Raw genomic sequence first — 25170 nt, forward strand, 5'->3', positions numbered from 1 at the left:
CGCCGCTCCATGGCTCACGATCTCGGTTTCATGTCCGATCGTCTCGTTGGCGCTCGCAGGCCGATACGCTCTGACCGTGGACGTGCTGAGTGACACCATCGTGGTCATGCGCACCGGGCGGCCGCACTCCGCCCAGATCCGCAAGTGCGCGCCGTGGGGGGTGCGGGCCGAGCCGTTCCACGGGGCCGGCTTCCACGTGGTGCTCGAGGGCACCTGCTGGCTGGTCCCGGCGGACGGCGCGCCGATCGCCCTGGGGCCGGGTGACGTGGTGTGCCTGCCGCACGGCCGCGGCCACGCGCTTGCCGACAGCCTCACGACCCCGCTGACGGACGTTCCCTCGGCCTCGCTGGCGGCGATCAGGCCATATGCGGATGCCGGGGCCGGGACCGCGACGGTCCTGCTGTGCGGTGCCTACACGCTCGACCGGACCCGGCCGCACCCGCTGTTCGCGGAGCTGCCCGACGTCATCCACCTGCCGGCCCGGCTCGGCCACCACTCATCGCTGCACGCCGCCGTCGGCCTGCTCGCCGCCGAGGTCGGCCGCCCCGGCCACGGCACCGAGGCCGTCGTGGCCGCGCTGCTGGACATGATGCTGCTGTACATCCTGCGGTCCTGGCTCGAGCGGCAGGACCCGGCGACCGGCTGGGCGGCGACGCTGCGCGATCCGGCCGTCGCCGCGGCCCTGCGCCGGATCCACGAAGATCCCGCCGGGCCGTGGACCGTCGAGACGCTCGGCGCCGCGGCCGGACTGTCCCGGGCGGCGTTCTCCCGCCGGTTCACCGCGCTCGTCGGCCGGCCGCCGCTCGGCTACCTCACCTGGTGGCGACTGACGCTTGCCGCCCGGCTGCTGCGGGACGGCGACCAGCCGGTGCAGGCGGTCGCGCGGCGCGTCGGATACACCTCGGAGTTCGCGTTCGCCAAGGCGTTCAAGCGGGAGCACGGCGTGGCACCCGGCCGTTACCGCCGGGCGCTCACTCCGGGTCCAGGAACCGGGCCAGCTGGGAGCGGTTCCGGACGTTGAGGCGGCGGTACAGGCGGGTCAGGTTGGCCTCGACCGCCTTGATCGACAGGAACAGGGCCCGGGCGATCTCGCGGTTCGTCGCGCCCGCGCGGACCAGCTCCACGATGCGGCGCTCGGTCTCCGAGAGGCCGGCGCCCCGGCCGCCGTCCAGGCGGGCCAGGTCGGCCGCGGCGACCTCGCGCCACGGGTGGGCGTCGGCGGCGCCGTAGCGGCGCACCGCCTCCGACAGCGCGGCGCGCGCGGCCCCGCGGCGGTGGGCGCGGCGCTCCAGGCCGCCGAGCGTGTAGTACGCCCGGGCCAACTCCAGCGGGTACGGGTGGTCGGGCCACTCCTCGATCGCCCGGTGCAGGGCCTCGGCGCCCTCGCGGGCCTCCCCCGTCGCCGCCGTCAGCACCGCGCGGGCCCGGGCCAGGCCCAGGAAGACCACCTGGCGGTCCAGGTGGCGGGCCCGCTGCTCGACCTCGTCGAGCACCGCGGCCGCCTCCGCGCGGGCGCCCGCGCCGACAAGGGCCTCGACGAAGTCGGCGTGCCACGGCAGGACGCCGGGGTCGAGCCGGCCCAGGCGCTGGTCCAGGGCGTACGCCTCGCGCATCGCCTCGGCCGCGGCCACCGGGTCGCCGCGGAGCATGTGGACCAGGCCGCTGATGGCGTAGGCGAGTTTGATCCAGTCCTCGTCCCCGGCGGCCAGACACGCGGCCAGGCCCCGGTCCGAGTAGCCCGCGGCCGCGGTGGCGCTGCCGCCGGCGTACTCCACCAGCGCCGCCACCAGGTACCCCGGCCCGGGGGTGGTCTCGACGTCGACGTAGAGGCGCACGCAGTCGCGGCCGGCCACGAGCGCGTCGGCGCAGCGGCCGGCCCGCCAGTAGATGCCGGCCACCGAGACCAGCACGGCGGCCAGGTCGCGGACGGTCCCGGCCCGCTCGACGGCGATCCGGAGGGCCTCGATGCGGCGCACCGCCTCGGCCGTCTCGCCCTTGAACAGCCGGCTCATTGCGGCCACCTGCCGGGCCGCGACTGTCGCCGGGGTCAGTGACAGGCCACGGGCGAGCTTGCCGGCCCGCTCGAGGTACTCGTCCCCCTCCGTCCCCAGCAGGATGTTGCCCCGCCAGCTGAGGACCTCGACCAGGCGCTCCATGTCGCCGCAGAGCTCGGCGGCCTCCTCGGCCCGCTTGAGCTCGGCCAGCGCCGCCTCGCCGTCGCCGTCCCAGTAGGCCTTGACCGCCTTGTAGAGCCGGACGTGGGCCAGCAGGTCGGGGGTGTCGACGGCCTCGACGAACGCGGCGTCGAGCAGCGGGCCGGAGTTGGAGTGGTCCTCGCCCGACATCTCGACGAGCAGCAGCCGGGCGCCGACCCGGGTGCGCCGGTCGGCGGCGTCGCGCAGGGCGGCCGCGGCGTGGCGGCGGGCGTCGGCGGGCGAGCCGGCGGAGTACGCGTACTGCGCCGCGCTGAGCCGGCGGACCGCGGCGACCCCGGGGGTGGCGCGGGGGGTGCGGTCGGCGGCCAGGGCGGCGAGGTCGGCGGCCATGGCCGGGGCGCCGCGCAGGCGGGCCGCGGAGGCCGCGTCGGCCAGGCACTCGGCCAGGCCCTCATCGGGCTCGGGGCGGGCGGCGGCCAGGTGCCGGGCCCGGTCCACCGGGTCGGTGACGGTGTCGGCCAGCCGCTCGTGGGTCTCCCGGCGGGCGGCGGCCGTCGCGTCCGCGTAGACCATCTCGCGCAGCAGCGGGTGCGAGAACCGTATGGCGCCGTCCGGCTCGACGTGCAGTACCCCCGCCGCGATCCCGGCCTCGACGTGCAGCTCGGCGATGCCGCAGGCGCCGAGCAGGGCCAGGCTGGGGCGGGCCGCGGAGGCGACGACGAGCAGCGCGGGCCAGTCGTCGGCCGGCAGGGTGGCCAGGCGGGCGGCGAGCAGCTCGCGGAGGCGGTCGGGCACGGGCAGGGGGTCGGTGACCGGAAACGAGCTGCTGCCGATGGCCCGGCCGAGCTCGACGGCGTAGAGCGGGTTGCCCGCGCTCGCCTCGAAGATCCGCTGGACGTGGGCCCGCCCGGCCTCGGCCCCGAACCGCGCGCGCAGCAGGTCGGCGATGTCGCTCTGGGGCAGCGGCGGCACCGGCAGCGTCACGCTCGGTGGCGGGCACAGGTCGAGCCGGGTCGGGGCGCCGCCGTCGGGCACCCGCTCGGCCGCCAGGACCTTGACCGGCACCTCGCCGAGCCGGCGGGACACGAACCGCAGCACGCCGGCGCTGGGCTCGTCGATCCACTGCACGTCGTCGAGGATGAGCAGGATCGGCCGGTCGGCCGCCAACGCCCGGAAGAGCTCGAGGACCGCCAGCCGTACCGCCAGCTGGTCGTGCGGCGTCGCCGGCAGGGCGCTGCGCAGCAGGGCGCCGTCGAGCGCGGCCCGCAGGTGGGCCGGGAGCAGGTCGGAGGCGTCGGGGGCACCGTCGAAGAGGTCGACCAGGGCCAGGTACGGCAGGTCCGCCTCGGCCTCGGCGGCCGCCGCGCGCAGCACCAGCGCCTCGGTCTCGGCCGCCGCGAGGGCGTCGAGGATCGTGGACTTCCCGATGCCCGCCGGGCCGCACAGCACGACGCTGCCCCCCGCCGCGAGCCGCTCACGGGCATGGCTCAGCAGATCGGCCCGGCCGATGGGTGCCGACGGGGTGCTCACCACGACGCCGAGTCTCTAACGAACGCCCGTTCGTCGCAACGGCCGGAGAACGGGGCAAGACGGTAAGATGACGCCGGATCGACTCCGGATCATCGCAACCGGGCGCAGGGCAGCACCGCCTCCCACCCGAGCACCGGCCATGCGGCGATGTGGACGCTCACGCGCGCCAAACCGGGCCGGACAAGGCATTCCGCCCGCCCCTGCGCCACCGCCGCCCCCCAGCGCGGGCTGCCGTCCCGGGGGCTCGCGGGCCGGAAGTTGGCCGCGAGCACGACTGTGAGAAGTGTCGCGAACACGACAAGCGGGACCTTCACCGAAACGCAACCCAGGGCTCTTCCCGAGCGTTGGACCCCGGCCGCCAGCACCACCCCGGCCGCGAGGTTCGGCAGGCTGATGAGCACCAGGTACCGGTCCTCCCCGAACCCGTGGGCACCGAGCTGCACGGCCCCGGCGAGCGCCCCGAACCCGGCCAGCGCGGCGGCCAATCGCAACTCTCGGTAGCACCGTGACCACAGCGCCAGTCCGGTGAGTGCGACCGGAATGAGCAGGCCGATGGCCGTCACCGCCCGGTGGCTCCATGCATCATCTGAGATTTCGAGCCACGCCGGACCGAGGAAGGACCGCGGCACACCCCACCGCAGGTACATGGCGGCCACCGTCACCGGGTTGTGCTCGGGCCGCTCGCCGAGCCCTCGCCGGGTCGCTCCGGTGAGCAGCGGGACGAGCTGCAGGAGGCTGCCGGGGATGACGCCGAGCAGCTTCCAGGCCCACTCGCGGTTGCGATATCTGACGAGACCGACGAACGCCACCGCGGTCAGCAGGACGCCGAGCATCGAGTTGAGCACCGCGAGGCCCGCCAGCCCGACGGCCAGCGGGCTCGCTCGCCTCCGCAGCAGCATCCAGAGGCCGGCGTAGACGAGCGGAAACTGCAGCTGGGCGAGCGCGTTGGGCACGAACCCCATGGGCAGCGCCGCGGCCACCCCGATCAGCGCCGCCGGCAAGGCGTCCAGCCGGGACCGCGCCGCCCGGAACACCGCCAGCCCGAGCGCGCTGGTGATGCCCGCGTCGATCACCGCGTTCAGCGAGGCCGCCCACGCGACCGGGAACAGCGCGATGAACGCCCAGCACAGGCGCGCGACGATGTGGAAATACCCGTTGAAGGGCGTCAGGATCGCCTCGTACCACGGGAGGTTCAGCGCGTCGGTGAGGAAGTTCTGCCCGTCCTCGGCCCAGAGCGAGTCAAGCGCGCCGGGCTCGCGGGTCCGGGCGAGCCCGAGCAGCGCACCCGCCAGCACTACCGCGAACCCCGCCGCGGCCCGGGGTGGCACTGCCGCGCGAGGCGGCTGGCGTGCTGGTTCACGGCTGAGGTCGGTTGCGACGGTCACGCCGGTACAACGAAAAAGGGCCCCGCCGAGCGGCGGGACCCTTCGTCGAAACCAGCCTTTACAGGCGGCCTTCCTTGACCGCCTCGGTCACCCACGGGATGACCTCGTCGAGCATCTCGTCGAGCGAGGTCGTGGCCTCGAACCCGAGCACCTCGCGCGCCTTGGTGACGTCCGGGACCCGCTTCTGGACGTCGTACTCGTACGGGTCGTCGGAGACCACTCGCAGCGGCACGTCCGCGCCCTTGATCTTGCGCCAGATCACCGCGGCCAGGTCCAGCACCGTCGTCGACTCGGCGGTCGAGATGTTGAAGTCCTGGTTGGTCGCCGCGTCCGACTCCATGCAGGCGATGATGCCCTTGGCCAGGTCGCCGCCGTACGTGTAGTGGCGGACCTGCTCACCGGAGCCCAGGATGTGCAGCGGGTCCTGGCCCTTGACGATCTTCTGGACCAGGTCGGGCACGACGTGCGACATGGCCAGCTTCACGTTGCCGGAGAGAACCTCGACCTCGCCGAGGGCCCGGCCCTCGCCGACGCCGACGCAGTTGAACGGGCGCACGATCGTGTAGGGCAGCTTGTACTGGTCCCACGCGGCCTTCGCGAAGTACTCGACGGCCAGCTTCTGGAACCCGTAGGAGGACAGCGGCGGTGGCACCTCGCGCTCGTCGCCCTCCTTCGACGGCCAGTGCGTCGTGGACTCGAAGACCATCGACGACGACATGTACGTCATCTTCTTCAGCGTCCCGTGCTGGTGCGCCTTGATCGCGGCGTCGCAGGACGAGGCCATGATCCGCTCGTTGCTGGCCAGCAGGTCGTACGCATACGCGTGGAAGTACGAGATGCCGCCGATGAGCGCGGCGCCCGCGATGAAGTGCTCGCAGCCGTCGAGCAGGTCGGTGACCAGGTCGACGTCGCGGGCGTCACCCTCGACGAAGCGGTAGTCCGGGTGGGAGTCGTAGCTGCGGGTGACCGGACCGTACTTCGAGTAGTTGTCCAGGCCGACCACCTGGTAGCCGCGGGCGAGCAGCTCCTCGACGACATATCCACCGATGAAGCCGGCCGAGCCGGTGACCAGGACCTTTGCCACGAATACTCCTTATCCTTGATGAGCCGTCGAACTCTCACGGGCGGCCTGCGCGTCATCCCGCGCGGCCGTGGAAGCCGGGCGTTTCGCCAGCTTCTCCACACTCAGTCTGGGGCCGAACGCGAACCAGTACCACTTGAGGTAGCTCGGCATGAACCGGCCCACGTCGAACCGGGACTCGCCGAGCTGCCGGTCGAGCCAGATCGTCGGGATCTCGGCCACGGGCAGCCGCAGCCGGGTCGCCTTGGCGGTCAGCTCGATGCCGATCTCGAAGCCGGTCTTCGACTCGATCCCGACCTGGCGCACGAACTGTGTCGAGTACGCCTTGAAGCTGTTGGTGGCGTCACGGGTGCCGACGCGGGCGAACCAGTGCAGCGTGCGGCCGGCGTTGCGCGACAGCATCCGCTTGAACCGCGGCCCGCCGACCTGCTGGCCACCCGGCATGTAACGCGACGCCGCCGCGACCACGACCCCGCGGTCGACGAGCCGGGCCAGGTCCTCGATCTGGCGCGGGTCGTCGGAGCCGTCGGCCATGGTGACGACGGCCACGGGGGCCCGGGCCACGTCGATGCCGAAGCGGATCGCGTTGGCCGGGCCGCGGCCGTAGGTGTTGAGCACCGGCCGGACCCGCGGGTCACGGGCCTGGACCTCCAGCGCGAACGGCACTGTCGTGTCATCGGGCATGTCGTGCACCACGAGCACTTCCGCCGGCATCATCACTTCGCGGAGGATGCGCTCCAGGCAGCGGACGATCGCCTCGCCCTCGTTGTAGACCGGGATGACCACAGAGATCTGTGGCGTCAAGCTCATATACGCACGCCCTTGTTCGTCACGCCCCACATGTCGGCAACCGGAATTTCGGTCTGCAGGTCACGGTACTCGGGGTGAGGAGCGGCGATGATGAGCAGGTCCGCGCGGGTGAGGACCTCGTCGAGCGGGACGAACCGGTCGTCCTTGACGTACGGGTCGGAGCACAGCGTCTCCTTGGCCCGCAGCATGACGACCTTGCGCAGCTTGTAGGCGAGCGACTCGCGGATGTCGTCGCTGCCGCCCTTGAACGCCATGCCCAGGATGCCGACGGTCATCTCCGACAGGTCGAAGCGCTCCTGGAGCTTCGACACGACGTACAGCGGCAGGCCCTCGTTGATGAGCATCGCGCTGTGGCCGAGCACGAAGTTGTTGTTGTTGAACGCCGCCAGCTGCATGGTGTCCTTGAGCAGGCACGGCCCGGCCGCGAAGCCGGCGCCGGGCATGTCCGTGGCCCGGGGATACTGGAAGCGGATCGCGTGGCGGATGCGCTCGAAGTCCAGGCCGAAGTCGTTGGACATCATCCAGAACTGGTTGGCCGCGGCGAACTTGATGTAGCGCCAGGTGTTGGTGAAGAGCTTGGCGAGCTCCGCCTCTTCCGGCTCCAGGACCACGATCTGGTTGGCCAGGTTGCGGAACAGCTTCTCGGCCCGCTCGGTCGCCTCCGGCGTGCGCGCGGCGACGATCTGCGGCAGCTCGAACAGCTCGGTCATCGCCTTGCCCTCGGCGATGCGCTCGGGGCAGAAGGCGACGTCGGCGTTCACCCCGAGCTTCTTGATCAGCTTCTCGGTGAGGGCCGTGACGCCGGGGTGGACGGTGCTGCGCAGCACGATCAACTGCCCGTCGCGCAGGTATTCCGCGCAGCGCTCGATCGCCTTCGGCACGGCCGCGATGTTGGGGTTGAGGTGCTCGTCGACGGGCGTGCCCACGATCACGACGAGGTTCTCGGCCGAGGCGACGCTCGCCGGGTCGGTGCTCGCCTTGAGCCGGCCCTCGGCCACGGCCTTCGCGAGCGGCTCGGCCGCACCCTCTTCGTCGAACGGCAGGGTGCCGCTGTTGACCACGTTGACCGCGGCCTCATTGATGTCGTACAGGGTCACCTGCAAGCCGCGGGAGGCCAGCGCGATCCCGAGTGGGAGCCCCACCCGGCCGCAGCCGCCGATCACCACGACGTCGGTGGTGAACCCCGCCGATGCATTGACGTCTGTCACGCTCTGCCCCTTCGATCGGCCTTATATAGAGGAACGCCGCCAACAGCAATAGGCGCGCCGACGGTACCACCTCCGGCCCGGCCGTCCCCCATCGAGCATTACGCACAGTGTCTGATAACGGATACAGGTGACGGCGGCCACATCATTGAGGTGCGACCGCCGTCAACAGTACTGTCACGCTCCGCGCAGGACCGCCCCGAACCGATCGGCGGCGACGGCGACGGCGGCGTCCCGGGCGGCGAGAGCCTCCTCGCCGGTGAGCGTGCGGTCCGGCGCACGGAACGTCAGCTTGTAGGCCAGGGACTTGCGGCCCTCGCCCAGCTGCGCCCCGGAGTACACGTCGAACAGCCGCAGCGACTCCAGCAGCGTCCCGGCGCCCTCGGCGAGCGCGGCCTCGACCGCACCGGCCGGGGTCGCGCCGTCGACGACGAGCGCCACGTCGATGAGCGCCGCCGGGAAGTTCGACAGCCGGGGCGCGATGGACACGCCCGGGATCGGCACGGCGTCCAGGTCCAGCTCCATCGCGACGGTACGGCGGGGAAGGTCCAGATCCGCGCATACAGCCGGATGCAGCTCGCCCGCGTGCCCGACGACGACGTCACCGACGAGGAGCGCGGCGCACCGGCCCGGGTGCCACGGCGCCTCGGCCGCGGCCCGGACGGTCAGCTCCACGCCGGCCGCCGCGGCGGCGATCCGGGCCGACTCGACCGCGTCGGCCCAGTCGGCCGGGCGCCCGCCGCCCCACCAGCCGGCCGGGTCGGCCTCGCCGGCGATGACGGTGGCCACGTGCCACGGTTGGTGCGGCAGCAGCCGGTCGACCGCGGCGAACTCCTCCGCGCTCGGTGGGCCGTCCACACCGTGGGCCGGCGCGATCGGCAGCGGGCCGTCGGGCAGGAACACCGGCCCGATCTCGAACAGCGCGAGGTCGCGCAGGCCGCGCCCGAGGTTGCGGCGCAGGGCGGCCAGCAGCGGCGGCAGCAGCGACGTGCGCAGCCCCGGCTCCTCGTCGGAGAGCGGGTTGCGCAGCAGCAGCATCTCCCGCCGCGGGTCGCCGTCCGGCACGCGCAGCGCGTCGAGGGCCGCGGAGCCGACGAACGGCCAGCACAGCGTCTCGACGTACCCGGCGTCGGCGAGCGCCCGCCCGACGGTCCGGCGGCGGCGCTGACCGGCGGTCAGGCCGCGGCCCGGCGGGGCGATCGGCAGAACACTGGGGATTCGGTCGTACCCGTCCAGGCGCAGCACCTCCTCGGCGAGGTCGGCCGGGTCGTTCAGGTCGTGCCGCCAGCTCGGCGGGGTCACGGTGAGCCGGTCACCGTCGGCCACCACCTGGGTGCCGATCATCGCGAGGATCTCCAGCACCCGCTCCGGCGTGTAGTCGACGCCGGCCAGCTGCGAGGGGCGCTGGACCGACATCGTCACCGGCGCGGGCGGGACCACGGCGTAGATGTCGGTGACGCCCGTGGAGACGGTGCCGCCGCCGTACTCGGCCAGCAGCGCCGCCGCCCGCGCGCACGCGGCCGGGGTGATCTGCGGGTCGACGCCACGCTCGTAGCGCTTGCCGGCCTCGCTCGGCAGCTTGTGCCGGCGGATCGTGCGGGCGACCGAGCGCGGGTCCCAGTGCGCGGCCTCGAAGAGCACGTCGACGGTGCTCGCCGAGACCTCGGTGGTGGTGCCGCCCATGACCGCGGCGAGCGAGACGACGCCGGTGCCGTCGGCGATGACGATGTCCTCGGGGTCGAGGACCCGGCTGACGCCGTCGAGTGTGGTCAGCTTCTCGCCCTGCTGCGCGCGCCGGACGACGAGTGGGCCCGTGAGCCGCTCGAGGTCCCACGCGTGCATCGGCTGGCCCATCTCGATCATCACGTAGTTGGTGATGTCGACCGGCAGCGAGATCGAGCGGATGCCGGCCGTGGCCAGGCGAGTCTTGATCCACTGCGGGGTCGCCGCGGCCGGGTCGACACCGCGGACCGCGACGGCGGTGAACCTGTCGCAGGCAACGGTGTCGAGGACCTCGATCGGGTAGGCGTCGCTGCCGTCGCCGTCGATCGGCAGGACCGCCGCGACCGGGTCGCGGTAGGCGCTGCCGAGGGAGTGCGACAGTTCACGGGCGATGCCGCGGACGGAGAAGCAGTACCCGCGGTCGGGCGTGATGTTGATGTCGACCACGACGTCGTCGAGGCCCACGATCGGGCGGGCCTCGTCGCCCGGCTTCGCGGACTGCTCGGCGAGCACGATGATCCCGTCGTGGTCATCGCTCACGCCGAGCTCCTGGCCGGAGCAGATCATGCCGTTGGAGATGTGGCCGTAGGTCTTGCGCGCGGCGATCTTGAAGCCGCCGGGCAGCTCGGCCCCGGGCAGCGCCACGACGACCAGGTCGCCCTGGGCGAAGTTGCGCGCGCCGCAGATGATCCCCTGGGGCTCCGGGTTGCCGACGTCGACAAGGCAGTACCGGATGGGCTTCTTCAGCCCTTGCAGTTCCTCGATGTTCTCGACGCGGCCGACGACGAGCGGGCCCGTGACGGAGGCGCCGGCGTCGAGCAGCTCCTCGACCTCCAGACCGACCTTGACGAGGGCCTTTTCGAGGCCGTCGGCGTCGAGATCGGCCGGCAGATCGACGTGCTCGCGCAGCCAGGAAAGCGAAACGCGCACCTCAGGCCTCCCATCCGAACGCCCGCGCGTAGCGCACGTCGCCCTCAACCATGTCGCGCATGTCGGCGGCCTCGTTGCGGAACATCAGAGCCCGCTCGATGCCCATGCCGAACGCGAAGCCGGAGTACTCCTCCGGGTCGATCCCGCAGGCACGCAGCACCCGCGGGTTCACCATGCCGCAGCCGCCCCACTCGACCCAGCGGGGGCCGTCGCGGTGCTGCGGGAACCACAGGTCGATCTCGGCGCCGGGCTCGACGAACGGGAAGTACGACGGGCGGAGCCGGGTGCGGGCCTGGTCACCGAAGAGTCCCTTGACGAAGTTGTCGAGGGTGCCCTTGAGGTGGCCCATGGTGATGCCCTTGTCCACGACCAGGCCCTCGACCTGGTGGAAGACCGGGGTGTGGGTGGCGTCGAGCTCGTCGGTGCGATACGTGCGGCCCGGGCAGACGATGTAGATCGGCGGCTTGCGGGTCGTCATCGTGCGCGCCTGCACCGGCGAGGTGTGCGTGCGCAGCACGATCCGCGAGTCCTGATCCTGGTTGGGCGCACCGGCGGCCACGAAGAAGGTGTCCATCATGGACCGGGCCGGGTGATCCGGGTGCATGTTGAGTGCGTCGAAGTTGTACCACTCCCACTCGACCTCGGGGCCCTCGGCGACCTCGTAGCCCATGCTCACGAACAGGTCGCCGACCCGCTCCATGATCTTGGTCAGCGGGTGCTGGGCGCCGGTCGGGCGGCGGGCGGCCGGCAGCGTGACGTCCACGGCCTCCTCGACCAGGACCCGCTCCTCCCGCTCGGCGGTGAGGACGGCGAGCCGCGCGTCGAAAGCGCTCTGGATGGCGACGCGGGCCAGGTTGACCCGCTTGCCGGCGTCGGCCTTGGCTGCCGGGGGCAGGCCGCCGATCTCGCGCCGGGCCAGGGATATCGGGGCCTTGTCGCCGAGGTGCTGGTGCTTGAGCGCGGCGAGTGCGTCGAGGTCGCCCGCTCCGGCGAACGCCTTGTCGGCCGCGGCGACCGCGTCGTCGAGCGCGCCCTGGTCGAGCAGCGCGGCCTGTTTCGGATCGTACGGATCATTGCGGTACGTCATCGGACTCTTCCCACGGGAGATTGGCCTCGGACAGTGTAGAGAGGTCCGCCCGCCGGCCGTGGGAAGGTGTCAGGAGGTGGCGCTTCCCGACTGCCCACCGCATCCGGCGGGCCGCATAAAGGAAGACATCACTCCACACTCCTCATCGCTTTCGCGGAACTGTACAAGCATACGGCCGCGGCCGCAGCCAGATTCAGGCTCTCCGCTCCCCCGTAGAGAGGCACGCGGACGCGGAGATCGGCGGCGAGGTCCCTGGGCAGGCCGTGCGCCTCGGAGCCGAACAGCCAGGCGGTCGGGCGGTGCAGATCGGATAAGTCGAACAAATCCGATTTGCCGTAACCATCCGCCGCCAAGACCTGCAGGCCGGCGGCTTGCAACGTGGCAATCGCTGCCGCAGTGTCCCGGGCCCGGACGATGTCGACGTGGAACAGGCTGCCGGCACTCGAGCGCACGGCCTTGCCATTGTAGGGGTCGACGGTGTCCCCCGCGAAGATGACGGTCTTCGCGCCGGCGGCGTCCGCGGTGCGCAGAACGGTGCCGGCGTTGCCGGGGTCGCGGATGTCGACGCAGACGGCGACGAGCCGGGGCTTGCGCGCGAGCGCCTGTTCGAGCGGGACATCGCGCTGCCGGCAGACGGCTACAAGACCCTGTGGCTGCACGGTGTCCGCGAGCGCTTCCATCGCGGCGTCGTCAACCAGCGAGGCGGACCACTCGGGATGGCGGGCGGCCGCGTCGGCGGTGGCGAAGAGCTCCGTCACGACTCCGGCTCGGAAAGCCTCGCGGACGGCCTGGGGGCCCTCGGCCAGGAAGCGGCCGGTCTCGTCCCGGTCACGGCGGCGATGCAGGCGCCGAGCAGCGACGACCCGGGGCGTTCGAACGGTGAACACCCCGGGTCGCGAGCTCGACTGCGGATCAGGCGGCGGCAACGGCCGTCTTCGCCACCTGGACCAGGCCGGTGAAGGCCTTCTCGTCGCTGACGGCGAGCTCGGCCAGGATCTTGCGGTCCACCTCGACGCCGGCCAGGCGCAGGCCCTGGATCAGGCGGTTGTACGTCATGCCGTTCGCGCGGGCCGCGGCGTTGATGCGGGTGATCCACAGCTGGCGGAAGTCACCCTTGCGGTCGCGACGGTCGCGGTAGGCGTACTGCATCGAGTGCAGCACCTGCTCCTTGGCCTTGCGGTACAGGCGCGAGCGCTGCCCACGGTAGCCGCTGGCGGTCTCCAGGACGGTGCGGCGCTTCTTCTGGGCATTTACTGCCCGCTTCACGCGTGCCACGGTTCTAACTCCTCAGGCGAGACCGGCCTCGGGGCGCTGCCCCATCGCGGGCCGGTCGAAAGTCAAGAAAGATTGGGGGGACGACGCCGAGGGTTATCGGCCGAGCATCTTGTTGATGCGGCGGGTCTCCGACGGAGCGAGCTCCACGCTGCCGGTGAGGCGGCGGGTGCGCTTGCTCGACTTGACCTCGAGGAGGTGGCGCTTACCGGCGGGCTCGGCGAGGTACTTGCCGCGACCGGTGACCTTCACGCGCTTCTTCATCCCGGAGTGCGGTTTGAACTTCGGCATGGCTGATGTTGCCCTTCAATCGCAGCGCCGCGCAGCCGGGCACCCGCGCAGTGCAGGAGCCGCCCGCACGACGCGGTGGTGGACACGGTGGTGCTACGCCCCGGGCCGTTTGTGAACGGCCCGGGCGTCAATTCACCCAGTCCGACTCGATGATGCTTCGCAGCTGTCGAATCGGACCGGGGCCCGAGTGGTGCGCGGCCCCGGTGTGCGGGCCGGATGGATCAGGCCTGGTCGGCGGTGACCGGCTCCGGCAGCTCGGCGACTGGTTCGCCCTCCCCGCCCGTGCCGTCTTCCGACTTCTCGCGGCGCTCGGTGGCCGCGGCCTTCACGTTCCGGTGCGGTGCCAGGACCATGATCATGTTGCGGCCGTCCTGCTTGGGCGAGGACTCGACGAAGCCCAGCTCCGAGATCTCCTCCGAGAGCTTGCGCAGCAGCCGGAAACCAAGCTCCGGGCGGCTCTGCTCGCGGCCACGGAACATGATCGTTACCTTGACCTTGTCGCCCGCCTTGAGGAACCGCACCACGTGACCCTTTTTGGTCTCGTAGTCGTGCGGATCGATCTTCGGGCGGAGCTTCATCTCCTTGATGACGGTCTGCTGCTGGTTACGCCGGGCTTCCCGGGCCTTGAGCGCGCTCTCGTACTTGAACTTGCCGAAGTCCATGAGCTTGCAGACGGGCGGGCGGGCCATGGGCGCAACTTCAACCAGGTCCAGGTCCACGTCGGCGGCCAGCTGGAGTGCGCGCTCGAGCGGGACGATGCCCACCTGCTCGCCCTCCGGGCCGACCAGCCGGACCTCACGTGCCCGGATCTGCTCGTTGATGCGTGGCTCGACGGTGATGGGGCCTCCTCGATAGGTACTTCAACTCATGCGGCCGACCACACCCGCTTGAGGTCCGCGCTGGAGACGCCAAAAACCCCCGCCGCGCATACGCAGGCGAGGGCCGCTCGACGAGTTGCCGGAGCAACTCGCCGGACCGGACCCGGCCGCCGTGTCAGCTGCGCGGGTGGGAGCTTGACGCTCCGCTTCGAACACCCCGATGTCGGTCGGGATGCGGTCGACGTCGTCTACTCTACCACGGCCTTGGGGTCAACCGCGGCCGGCGTCCGGCTGGCCGTGTGGAGAGCGCGCAGCGCCCGGGCCGCCTTGACCGCGTAGTCCTTGTCGGACATCTGCACCGCCATGACCGCGACCCGCTCGTCGTCCTGCAGGTCGAGGGTGAGCCAAGGGGCGCCGCGGCCGAACGTCACCGCGCGGACCACGTCCCACGGCAGGTCGTAGGAGCCGATGATGTTGCGCACCCGCACACCCTGCGCGTCGGCCTCCACCCGGGGCCGGGTCATCAGCAGGATGCCGGCGGCGGCGCACAGGCCGAGGCCGATCATCGCCGCCTGGTCGCCGCGCTGGAAGTAGCCGGGGCCGTCGCCGGTCTTGCCGTGCAGCCCGAACGCGATGAGCGTGAAGACCACCACGACCACCACGGCGAGGACATAGGCGATGATCCGGGCCCGCTGCGGACGGGCGACGACGGGGGCCGATTGCACGCTGCTCACGGCCCCCAGTCTGCCACTACAACCGGCAGGCGTGGATTCCGGTCACCAGGATGGCCCGGGCGCCGATCGCGTAGAGCTCGTCCATGATCCGGTGGACCTCGGCCTGCGGGACCATCGCCTGCACGGCGAACCAGCCCTCGCGGTGCAGCTTGGAGATCGTCGGCGACTCGATGCCCGGGGTCAGCGCGACAGCGGCGTCGAGGCCGTCCTGCTGGACGTCGTAGGCGAGCATGACGTACTGCCGGGCCACCAGGACGCCCTGGAGGCGGCGGAGCAGCTGCGGTACACCCGCCGGAAGCTCGTCACCGGCCCGCCGGATGAGCAGCGCCGACGACTTCATGATCGGCTCGCCGAGCACGTCGAGCCCGGCCTGGCGCAGCGTCTTGCCGGTCTCGACCACGTCCGCGACGACGTCGGCGACGCCGAGGCGGATGGCGTTCTCCACGGCGCCGTCCAGCCGGATGATCGACGCCTGCACGCTGTGCTCGGCGAAGTAGCGCTCCATGACGCCCGGGAAGGCGGTGGCGACCCGAAGCCCCTCCAGGTCGGCCGGGCTGGTGCCCTTCAGCGAGCCCGGGACGGCGGCGAAGCGGATCGTGGCCCGGCCGAAGTTGAGGTCGAGCACCTCGACGGCCGGGCTACCGGCGTCGACGAGCAGGTCACGGCCGGTGATGCCGAGGTCCAGGTCGCCGGAGCCGACGTACGTGGCGATGTCGCGCGGGCGCAGGTAGAAGAACTCGACGCCGTTGGCCTCGTCGAGGCAGAGCAGATCCTTGGGGTCGGAGCGCTGGCGGTAGCCGGCCTCCTGGAGCATCTGGCTGGCGGGCAGGGCGAGGACGCCCTTGTTGGGCACGGCGATTCTCAGCATTGCGGGGTCTCCTGACGGGTGGCGGACGGTGCTCGCGGGCGGCGTCTACAGATGTCGGTAGACGTCGTCCAGCGACAGCCCGGTCGCCAGCATCAGGCACTGCACCTGGTACAGCAGCTGCGAAAGCTCTTCCGCGGTGCGCTGCGGCCCCTCGTGCTCGGCCGCCATCCAGCTCTCGGCGGCCTCCTCGACGACCTTCTTGCCGATGAAATGCACACCCTTCTCCAGCGCGGCGACGGTGCCGGATTCCGGGGTGCCGGCCGCGGCCTTGGCGCTCAGCTCGGCGAACAGCTCGTCGAAGGTCTTCACGGGGACGGATTCTCGCAGGCCCGCGCCCGGAAACGGAATCCGGTTACTGACAGGCGTGTCGCGCCTCACCCCACGGTGAAATCATGGTCGTCGATCCACTCCTCGGACCCGTCCTTCTCGGAAACCACAAACCCCTCGACGGTGTACCGCCCGGCCGGCAACGTCAGCTGGAGGCGCGCCTCGCCCAGGGCCGGCGCACCCGCGCTGAGCTGCACCGTGCGCTCGTCGACAAGCTCCCCGGCGGCGTTGCGGACCCGCAGGTCGAGGGTGCCCTCGACGACGACCCCGGCGAGGTACACCGTGAACGTCTTGCCCACCACGGCGCCCTCGTCGGGCTCGATGACCCACACCGGCCCCTGCAGCTCGGCCAGCAGGCCGGGCCGCATGACGCCGCCGGTGTCGACGGCGCCCCAGAGGCGGGGCTGCGCCCGGCCGTCGACCAGGAGGCGGATGCCGTCGGCGTGCTTGATCGAGGTGTACGTCGCCGCCGCGGCCACGGTGTAGAGCAGCTGCTGCACGGCCAGCTTCGGATCGTCGGGTTTCGCGCCGACGCCGCCGAGGTCCACGGTGACCTGGGCCTGGCTGATCGTGACCCGGTTGACCTTGACGGTGCCCGGCCACAGGCTGCGGTAGTCGGGGTCCTTGGCCCGGCCCAGCAGCGACAGCTCGACGGCGGCCTCGATGCGACCCTCGTCGGTCATCGCGGTGGCGGGGAGGAACTCGCGGTACAGGCGGCCGTGGTTCGTGAAGTAGGCCGGCAGGCTGATCGTCGCCGTCGTCGCGTTCAGGCTGGGCCGTGGCGAATGCCCGGCCCCGCCGGCGGCCGGCAGATTGTCCCGCGGCGCGCGGTTGACCTGCACGGCCACCACGCCGGCGGCGATCGCGGTGGCGACGGCGGCGACGGTGCCCACGATCGTCCACAGGCGGCCGGTCCACGCGCGGGCGGCGCGGGCCCGGATGCGCGGCAGGGCGTCGGGCGACGGCTCGACCTCGTCGGCCCGGGCCCGCAGCGCCTCCCGCAAGCGATCCTCAGGAGTCCGACCGGGCCTCACGACGTCACCTCCGCGCGCTCCGGCGCCGGCGCGAGGCCCGTCTCCCTGTGCTGGCTCACGATCACAGCGCCTCTTCCAGTGTCTTGCGCAGCGCCTGCATCCCGCGGGACACGTGGCTCTTGACGGCGCCGCGGCTGCAGCCCATCGCGTCGGCCATCTCGGCCTCGGTGAGCTCGGCGTAGTACCGCAGCACGATGGCCTCGCGCTGGCGGGTGGGCAGGCGCCGTACCGCCGCGAGCACTTCCCGGTGCCGCAGCAGGCTCAGCGCCCCCGTCTCGGCGCTGACCACCACCTGCGGCCCGTCCGGCCCCTTGGCCACGTGGCGCTCGACGACCCCGCGCTTGCGCAGCGCCGACCGGGCCCCGTTGAGCACGCTGGTCCGCAGATACGCGAGCGCTTTGTCCGCGTCGCGCAGGCGCCCCCACCTGCGGTGCAGCGCCACGTACGCGTCCTGGACCACGTCCTCGGCCACCGCCTCGTCGTGCAGCAGCAGCACCGCGAGCCGGACCAGCCCCCGGTAGTGGGCGGCGAACAGCGCCCCGATGGCGTCGTCGGCGCTCAGGTGGTGGAGGTCGTCCACCTCCGCGCCGCGCGCCGAATCGCCGGGGGTCGCTGCCTGCACGGGCCCACGGTGCCATGCCGCGGCCGCGGTTTCGGCTGTCACGCCCAGACGACGCGCGGGTCCGCCCATCGGTTTACCGGGCCGATCACGTGGTTACCCTGTCGGGCGTGACGACTTTCACCGACGAAGAGTGGGGCCTGCTCGTCGGCCTCCCCCAGTCCGTCCTGATCGCAGCCTCTCAGGCCGAGCACGACAGCGCCCGGCGCACCCGTGAGGAGTGGGCGGCGGGCATGACCGCCATCGCCGACGGCCGCGGCTCGTCGAGCGAGCTCGTGATGTCGGTGGCGTCCGAGGTGGTGGCCCGTCAGGGTGACATCACCGAGGGCGAGGAGCCGCCGATCATCGAGTTCCCGGACCGCGACGCCGGCCTGGCCGACGTCATCTCCCGCGCCGGCGCCGCCCACGAGCTCCTGGCGGCCAAGGCGGAACCGGCCGACGCCGAGGCGTACCGCTACTGGGTCGTCACCCTGGCCGACACGGTCGTGGGCGCGGCCAGCAGCGGCGGTGTCCTCGGCATCGGCGGCGAGCAGGTCACCCCCGCGGAGCGCTCGTTCCGCGACCAGCTGGCCGCCGCGCTCGAGGTGTAGATCAGGACTTCGCGACGAGGCGGAGGGCCACAGCGGCGTCGAGGGCGGCCAGGGTCGCCCCGTAGCCCTTGTCCTCCGCCGAGTCCGGGAACCCGGCCCGGGCCCGGGCCTGGTCGAACGACTCGACCGTGAGCACCCCGTGGGCGACAGGCGTGTTCTCGTCGAGCGCCACCCGGGTGAGGCCGTCGGTCACCGACTGGCAGACGTAGTCGAAGTGGGCCGTGTCGCCGCGGATGACGACGCCCAGGGCCACGACCGCGTCGAATCGGTGGGCCAGAGCCTGCGCCAGGACCGGCAGCTCGACCGCCCCGTCCACCCGGGCCACCGTGATGTGGTCGACGTTCGACGCCTCGCCGGCCTCGATCGCCCGGTTGAGCATGTGGTCAACCAGCTCGGCGTGCCACCGCGTGGCCACGATGCCGAGCGTCAAACCCGTGCCGTCCACCCGTTGCAGTACGGGCGCCCCGATACCTGCCATTACGCCAGTCCCTCCGCAACCTCGTCGAGCTCGTCCAGCAGGTGCCCCATCCGGTCCCGCTTGGTGCGCAGGTAGCGCACGTTCTCGGGGTGCGGCCGGGTCGGCAGGGGCACGCGACCCAGTACGGACAGACCGTACCCTTCCAGACCGGCATGTTTGGCCGGATTGTTCGTCAGCAGCCGCATGGTTTTGATACCGAGGTCGACCAGGATCTGAGCGCCGGTCCCGTACTCCCGGGCGTCCGCGGGCAGCCCGAGGTCGAGATTGGCGTCGAGGGTGTCGCGGCCGAGGTCCTGCAGTTGGTACGCCTGCAACTTGTGCATCAGCCCGATGCCCCGGCCCTCGTGGCCGCGCATGTAGAGCACGACCCCGCGACCCTCGGCGGCGACCATCTTCATGGACGCCTCCAGCTGCGGGCCGCAGTCGCAGCGCACCGAGCTGAACACGTCGCCGGTCAGGCACTCGGAGTGCACGCGCACGAGGACGTCCTCGCCGTCGCCGAGGTCGCCGTAGACCAGGGCGATGTGCTCGCCGGTGCCGTACTTCTGCGTGTACCCGACCGCCTGGAACACCCCGTGCTCGGTGGGCAGCCGCGTCTGCGCGACCCGGTCGATCTGCTCCTCGGTGTGGCGCCGGTGGGCGATGAGGTCGGCGATGCTGATCAGCGCCAGGTCGTGCTCCTCGGCAAACTTGCGCAGGTCGGGCAGGCGCATCATGGTGCCGTCGTCGTTGACCATCTCGCAGAGCACGCCGGCGGGGCGCAGGCCGGCCATGACGGCCAGGTCGATGGCGGCCTCGGTGTGCCCGGCCCGGCGCAGGACCCCGCCGTCCTTGGCCCGCAGCGGCACGATGTGCCCGGGCCGGGACAGGTCCTCGGGGCCGGTCTCGGCCGAGGCGAGCAGCCGGATGGTGCGGGCCCGGTCGGCGGCCGAGATGCCGGTGGTGCCGCCGAAGCGCGCGTCGACGGTCACGGTGTAGGCGGTCCCGCGCCGGTCCTGGTTGGTGCGGTACATCGGCGGGAGGTCGAGCCGGTCGGCCTCGGCCTCGGTGATCGGCACGCAGATGTAGCCGGAGGTGTAGCGCACCATGAACGCGACGAGCTCCGGCGTGGCGAACTCGGCCGCGAAGATCAGATCGCCCTCGTTCTCGCGGTCCTCGTCGTCGACAACGATGACCGGCCGCCCAGCCGCGATGTCCTTGACGGCCCGCTCGATCGGGTCGAGATCGGTGATCGGCCCGTTCGCGGCACCGCCGCCGCTTCGCTCCGGCGCCACCGTGAGGCGGGGTGCGCCCGGCGCCTCCCGATGAGCGCCATCTCCGCTCCGCTTCGAGGCGCTCATGACTGCGACGCTTTCCCGAGCAGCTTCTCCACGTACTTCGCCATGATGTCGACCTCCAGGTTGACGCGCTCGCCGACGCCCTTGGCGCCGAGCGTGGTGAGCTTGAGCGTGGTCGGGATCAGGCCGACCGAGAACGTGTCGCCGGTGACGGCCATGACGGTCAGCGAGATGCCGTCGACGGTGATGGAGCCCTTCTCCACGACGTAGCGCCCCAGCCCCTCCGGCAGCGCGAACGTCACCGTCTCCCACTGGTCGCCGGCCTCGCGCCCGATGATCTCGCCGACCCCGTCGACGTGCCCCTGCACGATGTGCCCGCCGAGCCGGGTGGCGACCGTCGCGGCCCGCTCCAGGTTGACCGCGGAGCCCGCCCGCAGCGCCCCGAGCGTCGAGCGGGTGAGCGTCTCGCCCATGACGTCGGCGGTGAACACTCCATCGGCGTTGTCGACGACGGTGAGGCAGACCCCGTTGACGGAGATCGAGTCCCCGTGGGCGGCGTCGCCCGTCACTGTCGCACCGCGGATCGACAGCCGGGCGGAGTCCCCCAGCGTATCGATCCCGACGACCGTCCCGAGCTCTTCGATGATGCCGGTGAACACTGCTCACGCACCTTTCACTGTTGCCGTCAGGCGCACATCGGGCCCGATCATGGCGAGGTCGACAACGTCGAGCGTCAATGCCTCGGCGATGCTGGATATTCCGGCGGGGCCCAGGGCGGCCGGCCCGGCCCCGAGCAGCTTGGGCGCGAGGTAGGCGACCACCCGGTCGACGAGCCCCCCGGCCAGGAACGCTCCCGCGAGCGTCGGCCCGCCTTCGAGCAGCGCAACCCGCACGCCGCGCGCATAGAGCTCGCGGAGCATGGCCGCCAGGTCCACCGTCCGGCCCGCTCCCGGCTCGACGAGCCAGGTCGGGGCCGAAGCGTCAAAGACCTTCGATCCGGCGGCGGTATCCCGGGCGCCCGCGACGACCACGCGAAGCGGCTGCCGGGCGGCGAGCTCGCCGAGTGGGGAACGCACCGTGAGCTGCGGATCGTCGGCCCGGACGGTGCCGGCGCCGGCGATGATCGCATCGACCTGCCCGCGCAGGCGGTGCACGTCCGCCCGGGCCGCCGGCGACGTGATCCACTTACTGGTCCCGTCAGCGGCGGCCGACCGCCCGTCGAGCGTGGCCGCGAACTTCCAGATCACGTAAGGAGTGCCGCGGGACACGGCGGTGAGCCAGCCCTCCATGGCTTCCCGGGCGGCCTCCTGCAGTGTCACCCCGAACTCCACGGCGACACCGGCGGCGCGCAGCGTCTCGGCTCCGCCCGCGGCCAGCGGGTTGGGGTCGGCGACGGCCACGACGACCCGGGCGACGCCCGCCGCGACGAGGGCCTTGGAGCACGGTCCGGTCCGGCCGGTGTGGTCACACGGTTCGAGCGTCACGTACGCGGTGGCGCCCCGAGCCCGCTCCCCCGCCATCTGCAGCGCCCTGACCTCGGCGTGCGGCCCTCCGACGGGCGCCGTGCGCCCCTCACCGGCGACGGTGCCGTCGGCCGCCACGATCACGCAGCCGACGTTGGGGTTGGGGCTGGTCTCGCCGAGGCTCAGGCGCGCGAGCTCGATGGCGCGTCGCATGAACGTCTCGTCGTCAGCCATGGCCCTCTCCCGCGTGGTCAGTGATCACACGCGGGGGGACGCCGACGGATCCCGGCACTGCGGCCAGGGAGCATACAGCGACCCACCGAAACCCGCCCAAAAAGGACAGACTCCGGATCCCGCGCGCTGAACTCCCATCCGGACTTTGACCGTCGGCCCTGGACTCACACCAGGTCCACCGGCCGATGGCTTCGACCGGGTCGCGGGCTTCCGTCCCTCTCGGAACGGTTACCGCCGGTTCGGAATTTCACCGAGCCCCGCCAGCGCGTGGTGGGTACGTAACCCGAGTCTTGCACAGATTCCGCGGTCCTTACCGTCCTGCGTTTCGGGAGATGTGTCACAGCCCCGCTTCAGACCGCCCCAAGCCCGCGACGGCCGCCCAGGGCTCACCCTGCCCGACGCCTACCGTGCGGCACCGGCCGCCGGATGACCGCATGGGCGGCCCGGCGTCAGCCGGAGCCGCCCATGCGCGGGCAACGGACCGCCTACGGCACGGTGGTCGGCAGGGTCAGCGGGCCCGTCGGCAGCGGGAAGCGGGTCGGCCAGGAGGTCGGCAGGATCGTCGGCCACAGGGTGAGCGTCGGGCGCCCCGTGGGCCGGGTGCCGGTCGGCGTCGGGCGGACCGTGTGGGTGCGGGTCGGCGTGGCCGTCGGGGTGGCCGTCGGCGTGTGGCGCGGGCGGGTGGTCGGCCAGGCCGTCGGGTGGGTCGTCGGGCGATGCGTCGGGCGGTCCGTCGGCCACGGGTCCGGACGGCCGGTCCAGGTCGGCCACGGGTTGGGCCCGTGGGTCCAGGTCGGGCCGGGATCGGGGGTCGGGAAGTCGTTGCTGTTGCCGGTGCCGCAGGACAGGTTCTTCACGTTCGTCGCGGCCATCGCCAGGTGTTTGCGCAGCGTCGGCAGCGTGTCCCGGGCGAACGAGCGCAGCTTCGAGTTCTGGCCGTCGGCCGCCTCGCGCTCGAACAGGCCGACGTCGGCGCCATGGTCGGCGTACATGGTGGGCGCGTACGAGCAGTCGAACGCCGAGCCGGACAGCCCCGACCAGATGCCGATGATGGCGCGCTGGACGCTGTCGGGCTTGTCCGGGGCGGTCAGGCCGAGGTCCTCGGCCAGGGTGGCCAGCCGGTCGCCGGCTTTCGTATGGTCGGTGACCATTTGCCGGCCGAACGACCGTAGGGCGGAGTTCGTGGCCTGGTCGGCCGCGACCTTCCCGCCCGCTACCTCATAGGCGCTGCCGTGCCCGGCGGCGTCGACGAACATCTTGTCCATCGACGACAGATCCTTCGCGGCGGCCTGGGCCGGCGCGGGTGCCACAGCGGCGGCGAGCACGGCCGCCGCAGCGGCGGCGACTTTGATACTGAACAGGACGCGCATGGCGCCCTCCAATCGTGGAGACAGAGCGTACGTCGCCACTCTCAGTAATCAAGCCGCCACAAATCTTCGATTCCCCCGAAGTTGCACCCCGCTGGCAACCGCCGCCGCCGTGACGGGCCGGGCGCCGCCGGCCCCGACGGCACCGGGCGTCTAGAGGTCGACGGTGCTGCGGCGGTCGACGGCCACGTAGTTGCCGTTGTGCTTCTTCGCGACCTTCTTCATCTCCGTGGCGATGGCAATGATCTCGCGCGGGTCGGCGAAGCCGCTGTCCTGGGTCACCACGGCCACGCCGATCGAGAGGGTCACCAGGTTGGGGTGCTGGACCTCGCCGGTGCGGGAGACGACCTCGATGTAGCCGCGCTCGGCGTCGATCGGGTCGTAGAGGGCGTCCGCGGCCGCGCTGTAGGCGAGAATGGCGTTGGTGGTGAGGTCCTTCAGCTGCTCCGGGGCGCAGACCAGGAGGAAGTCGTCGCCGCCGATGTGGCCCAGGAAGGCCGGGGGCAGGCCGACGTCGACAACGGCCCGGTGCAGGGCGCGGGCCAGGGCGATGATGAACTCGTCGCCGCGCTGGAAGCCGTAGACATCGTTGACCGGCTTGAAGCGGTCGATGTCGACGTGGGACACGGCGAAGTCGGTGCCGGCCCGGGCCCGGTCGGTGATCTCGCGCAGGATGCGGGTGTTGCCGGGGAGGCCGGTGAGCGGGGAGACCTCGCGGTTCTCCTGGTTGCGGCGCAGCGTGGAGCGCACCCGCCAGACCAGCTCCATCGTGTCGAACGGCTTGACCAGGTAGTCGTCGGCGCCGGCCTGCAGGCCGATGACCTTGTCCGCGGTCTGGCCGCGGGCGGTGAGCAGGATGACCGGCATCGAGGCGGTCATCGGGTCGGCCCGCAGGCGGCGGGTCAGCTCCAGGCCGTCGAGCTGCGGCATCATCCAGTCGACGACGGCCAGCGCGGGCTTGTACTCCTGGATCATGGCGAGCGCGGTGGCACCGTCGTTGGCCACCATCACCTCGAACCCTTCCAGGTCGAGGTTCACCTTGATGAACCGGGCGATGTCGTTGTCGTCGTCGACCACCAGGATCAGGTCGCGTTCGCCCACCACAGTCCCGTCCGAAGAGTCCGAAGAGCCGGAAAAAACCTACGACGCCAGAGCCCGGAGCTTGCGTACGGCCGCGGCCGGGTCGTCCGCGCCGTACACCGCGGTGCCGGCGACGAACGTGTCGGCCCCGGCCTCGGCACAGGCCGCGATCGTATCTTCGGCCACACCGCCGTCGACTTCAATGCGCAATTCCAGGTGACCGGTGTCAATGTGGCGACGGGCGGTGCGGACCTTGTCCAGCAGCTCGGGCAGGAACGCCTGGCCGCCGAAGCCGGCCTTGATGGTCATGATGAGCAGCAGGTCGAAGTGGGGCAGCAGCTCGAGGTACCCCTCCACCGGCGTGTCGCGATCGATGGCCAGCCCGGCCCGGCTCCCGGCCGAGCGCAGATCCTTCGCGATGGCGGCGGGGTCCGCGGCGGCCTCGGCGTGGAACGTCACGTTGTAGGCCCCGGCCTCGGCGTAGCCGGTCGCCCACCGGGCCGGGTCCGCGATCATGAGGTGGCAGTCGAACGGGAGCGTCGTCGCCTTGCGCAGGCTCTGCACCACCGGCAGCCCGATCGTCAGGTTGGGCACGAAGTGGTAGTCCATGACGTCCACGTGCAGCCAGTCCGCGGCCCCTTCGACGGCCCGGGCCGAGTCGGCGAGCCGGGCGAAGTCCGCGGCGAGGATCGAGGGCGCAATCAGCACGTTGTCCGGCACAGCGTGATGGTAGCGGCAATCGCCGGGCCGCAGGCCGCGTAGCTCCGCTTCGCACGGGCCGGCAGCACCCCGCGGTCCCGGGCCGCACCGGC

Annotated in this window: 25 protein-coding genes and 1 riboswitch; of the genes, 2 read left to right on the forward strand and 23 right to left on the reverse strand. The window is 71.9% G+C overall.

All coding sequences use genetic code 11. From position 1 onward, the window contains the following. Nucleotides 1-76 precede the first annotated feature (76 nt). Nucleotides 77-1021 (forward strand): AraC family transcriptional regulator, encoded by a 945-nt coding sequence (locus Dvina_RS41915; RefSeq protein WP_223095868.1) that lies wholly within the window; start codon nt 77-79, stop codon nt 1019-1021. On the opposite strand, the gene Dvina_RS41920 is transcribed toward Dvina_RS41915, so the two are convergent. The 16 genes from Dvina_RS41920 to Dvina_RS41995 form a co-directional block, all read right to left on the reverse strand. After that, complete coding sequence (locus Dvina_RS41920; protein ID WP_223095870.1) at nt 972-3689, reverse strand: AAA family ATPase; 2718 nt, start codon at nt 3687-3689, stop codon at nt 972-974. The two genes, Dvina_RS41915 and Dvina_RS41920, sit on opposite strands and share 50 nt — an antisense overlap. 86 nt (nt 3690-3775) lie before the next feature. Beyond that, nucleotides 3776-4981: a hypothetical protein gene (locus Dvina_RS41925; protein WP_223095872.1), complete on the reverse strand. Its 1206-nt coding sequence runs from the start codon at nt 4979-4981 to the stop codon at nt 3776-3778. Nucleotides 4982-5129: 148 nt separating this feature from the next. Further along, nucleotides 5130-6155, reverse strand: a complete 1026-nt coding sequence (locus tag Dvina_RS41930) for an NAD-dependent epimerase/dehydratase family protein (RefSeq protein WP_246655667.1) — start codon at nt 6153-6155, stop codon at nt 5130-5132. Between the two features lie 9 nt (nt 6156-6164). Continuing rightward, a complete protein-coding gene (locus tag Dvina_RS41935) occupies nt 6165-6962 on the reverse strand; it encodes a glycosyltransferase family 2 protein (RefSeq protein WP_246655668.1) in 798 nt (265 codons plus the stop codon). Beyond that, complete coding sequence (locus Dvina_RS41940; protein ID WP_246655669.1) at nt 6959-8170, reverse strand: nucleotide sugar dehydrogenase; 1212 nt, start codon at nt 8168-8170, stop codon at nt 6959-6961. Before Dvina_RS41940 ends, Dvina_RS41935 begins: the two co-directional genes overlap by 4 nt. Before the next feature lie 174 nt (nt 8171-8344). Next, the gene (pheT, locus tag Dvina_RS41945) at nt 8345-10819 is read right to left on the reverse strand and encodes a phenylalanine--tRNA ligase subunit beta (protein ID WP_223095874.1); all 2475 of its coding nucleotides are present in this window, start codon (nt 10817-10819) and stop codon (nt 8345-8347) included. 1 nt (nt 10820) lies between these two features. After that, complete coding sequence (gene pheS, locus Dvina_RS41950; protein ID WP_223095876.1) at nt 10821-11906, reverse strand: phenylalanine--tRNA ligase subunit alpha; 1086 nt, start codon at nt 11904-11906, stop codon at nt 10821-10823. Between the two features lie 128 nt (nt 11907-12034). Next, nucleotides 12035-12832 carry a TrmH family RNA methyltransferase gene (locus Dvina_RS41955; protein WP_380028850.1) on the reverse strand — a complete coding sequence of 266 codons (798 nt, stop codon included), beginning with the start codon at nt 12830-12832 and terminating at the stop codon, nt 12035-12037. After that, nucleotides 12819-13181: a 50S ribosomal protein L20 gene (rplT, locus tag Dvina_RS41960; RefSeq protein ID WP_223095878.1), complete on the reverse strand. Its 363-nt coding sequence runs from the start codon at nt 13179-13181 to the stop codon at nt 12819-12821. The genes Dvina_RS41955 and rplT overlap by 14 nt, the downstream gene beginning before the upstream one ends. 93 nt (nt 13182-13274) lie before the next feature. Further along, nucleotides 13275-13469: a 50S ribosomal protein L35 gene (gene rpmI / locus Dvina_RS41965; protein ID WP_223095879.1), complete on the reverse strand. Its 195-nt coding sequence runs from the start codon at nt 13467-13469 to the stop codon at nt 13275-13277. A 221-nt stretch (nt 13470-13690) separates the two neighbouring features. After that, nucleotides 13691-14290, reverse strand: coding sequence for a translation initiation factor IF-3 (infC, locus tag Dvina_RS41970; RefSeq protein WP_306425233.1), 600 nt, complete (start codon nt 14288-14290; stop codon nt 13691-13693). Nucleotides 14291-14535: 245 nt separating this feature from the next. Continuing rightward, nucleotides 14536-15012, reverse strand: coding sequence for a PH domain-containing protein (locus Dvina_RS41975; RefSeq protein ID WP_223106013.1), 477 nt, complete (start codon nt 15010-15012; stop codon nt 14536-14538). 25 nt (nt 15013-15037) lie between these two features. After that, complete coding sequence (gene hisG / locus Dvina_RS41980) at nt 15038-15889, reverse strand: ATP phosphoribosyltransferase (RefSeq protein ID WP_223095881.1); 852 nt, start codon at nt 15887-15889, stop codon at nt 15038-15040. A gap of 45 nt (nt 15890-15934) precedes the next feature. After that, the gene (locus Dvina_RS41985) at nt 15935-16198 is read right to left on the reverse strand and encodes a phosphoribosyl-ATP diphosphatase (protein WP_223095882.1); all 264 of its coding nucleotides are present in this window, start codon (nt 16196-16198) and stop codon (nt 15935-15937) included. A gap of 65 nt (nt 16199-16263) precedes the next feature. Then, entirely contained in the window at nt 16264-17250 is a 987-nt protein-coding gene (locus Dvina_RS41990) for a Gmad2 immunoglobulin-like domain-containing protein (protein WP_223095883.1), read from the reverse strand. Between the two features lie 61 nt (nt 17251-17311). Continuing rightward, nucleotides 17312-17872 carry a SigE family RNA polymerase sigma factor gene (locus tag Dvina_RS41995; RefSeq protein ID WP_223095885.1) on the reverse strand — a complete coding sequence of 187 codons (561 nt, stop codon included), beginning with the start codon at nt 17870-17872 and terminating at the stop codon, nt 17312-17314. A gap of 107 nt (nt 17873-17979) precedes the next feature. On the opposite strand from Dvina_RS41995, the gene Dvina_RS42000 reads away from it, so the two are divergent. Beyond that, the gene (locus Dvina_RS42000; RefSeq protein ID WP_246655670.1) at nt 17980-18459 is read left to right on the forward strand and encodes a hypothetical protein; all 480 of its coding nucleotides are present in this window, start codon (nt 17980-17982) and stop codon (nt 18457-18459) included. Between the two features lies 1 nt (nt 18460). On the opposite strand, the gene ribH is transcribed toward Dvina_RS42000, so the two are convergent. From ribH to rpe, 7 genes are all read right to left on the reverse strand, one after another. Next, a complete protein-coding gene (gene ribH / locus Dvina_RS42005) occupies nt 18461-18937 on the reverse strand; it encodes a 6,7-dimethyl-8-ribityllumazine synthase (RefSeq protein ID WP_223095888.1) in 477 nt (158 codons plus the stop codon). Next, entirely contained in the window at nt 18937-20277 is a 1341-nt protein-coding gene (locus Dvina_RS42010) for a bifunctional 3,4-dihydroxy-2-butanone-4-phosphate synthase/GTP cyclohydrolase II (RefSeq protein ID WP_223095889.1), read from the reverse strand. The genes ribH and Dvina_RS42010 overlap by 1 nt, the downstream gene beginning before the upstream one ends. Then, nucleotides 20274-20873, reverse strand: coding sequence for a riboflavin synthase (locus tag Dvina_RS42015; RefSeq protein WP_223095891.1), 600 nt, complete (start codon nt 20871-20873; stop codon nt 20274-20276). Before Dvina_RS42015 ends, Dvina_RS42010 begins: the two co-directional genes overlap by 4 nt. Before the next feature lie 3 nt (nt 20874-20876). Further along, nucleotides 20877-21911, reverse strand: a complete 1035-nt coding sequence (ribD, locus tag Dvina_RS42020; protein WP_223095893.1) for a bifunctional diaminohydroxyphosphoribosylaminopyrimidine deaminase/5-amino-6-(5-phosphoribosylamino)uracil reductase RibD — start codon at nt 21909-21911, stop codon at nt 20877-20879. 121 nt (nt 21912-22032) lie between these two features. Further along, a riboswitch (FMN riboswitch) is annotated at nt 22033-22180 on the reverse strand. A 216-nt stretch (nt 22181-22396) separates the two neighbouring features. Further along, nucleotides 22397-23281 (reverse strand): DUF4142 domain-containing protein, encoded by an 885-nt coding sequence (locus Dvina_RS42025; protein ID WP_223095895.1) that lies wholly within the window; start codon nt 23279-23281, stop codon nt 22397-22399. Between the two features lie 150 nt (nt 23282-23431). Next, nucleotides 23432-24382, reverse strand: coding sequence for a GGDEF domain-containing response regulator (locus Dvina_RS42030; protein ID WP_246655671.1), 951 nt, complete (start codon nt 24380-24382; stop codon nt 23432-23434). Between the two features lie 36 nt (nt 24383-24418). Next, on the reverse strand, nt 24419-25078 hold the full coding sequence (gene rpe, locus Dvina_RS42035; RefSeq protein ID WP_223095897.1) for a ribulose-phosphate 3-epimerase: 660 nt from the start codon (nt 25076-25078) through the stop codon (nt 24419-24421). Nucleotides 25079-25170: the final 92 nt, after the last annotated feature.

This window comes from Dactylosporangium vinaceum, from assembly GCF_019904175.1.
GTDB classification, from domain to species: Bacteria; Actinomycetota; Actinomycetes; order Mycobacteriales; family Micromonosporaceae; genus Dactylosporangium; species Dactylosporangium vinaceum.

Excerpts from the sequence above, each read along its gene's own strand:
- Dvina_RS41935 (WP_246655668.1), bottom strand. The coding sequence starts at position 6,962 with ATGAGCTTGACGCCACAGATCTCTGTGGTCATCCCGGTCTACAACGAG.
- pheS (WP_223095876.1), bottom strand. The coding sequence starts at position 11,906 with ATGACGTACCGCAATGATCCGTACGATCCGAAACAGGCCGCGCTGCTC.
- rpmI (WP_223095879.1), bottom strand. The coding sequence starts at position 13,469 with ATGCCGAAGTTCAAACCGCACTCCGGGATGAAGAAGCGCGTGAAGGTC.
- hisG (WP_223095881.1), bottom strand. The coding sequence starts at position 15,889 with ATGCTGAGAATCGCCGTGCCCAACAAGGGCGTCCTCGCCCTGCCCGCC.
- ribH (WP_223095888.1), bottom strand. The coding sequence starts at position 18,937 with ATGGCAGGTATCGGGGCGCCCGTACTGCAACGGGTGGACGGCACGGGT.
- Dvina_RS42010 (WP_223095889.1), bottom strand. The coding sequence starts at position 20,277 with ATGAGCGCCTCGAAGCGGAGCGGAGATGGCGCTCATCGGGAGGCGCCG.
- ribD (WP_223095893.1), bottom strand. The coding sequence starts at position 21,911 with ATGGCTGACGACGAGACGTTCATGCGACGCGCCATCGAGCTCGCGCGC.
- Dvina_RS42025 (WP_223095895.1), bottom strand. The coding sequence starts at position 23,281 with ATGCGCGTCCTGTTCAGTATCAAAGTCGCCGCCGCTGCGGCGGCCGTG.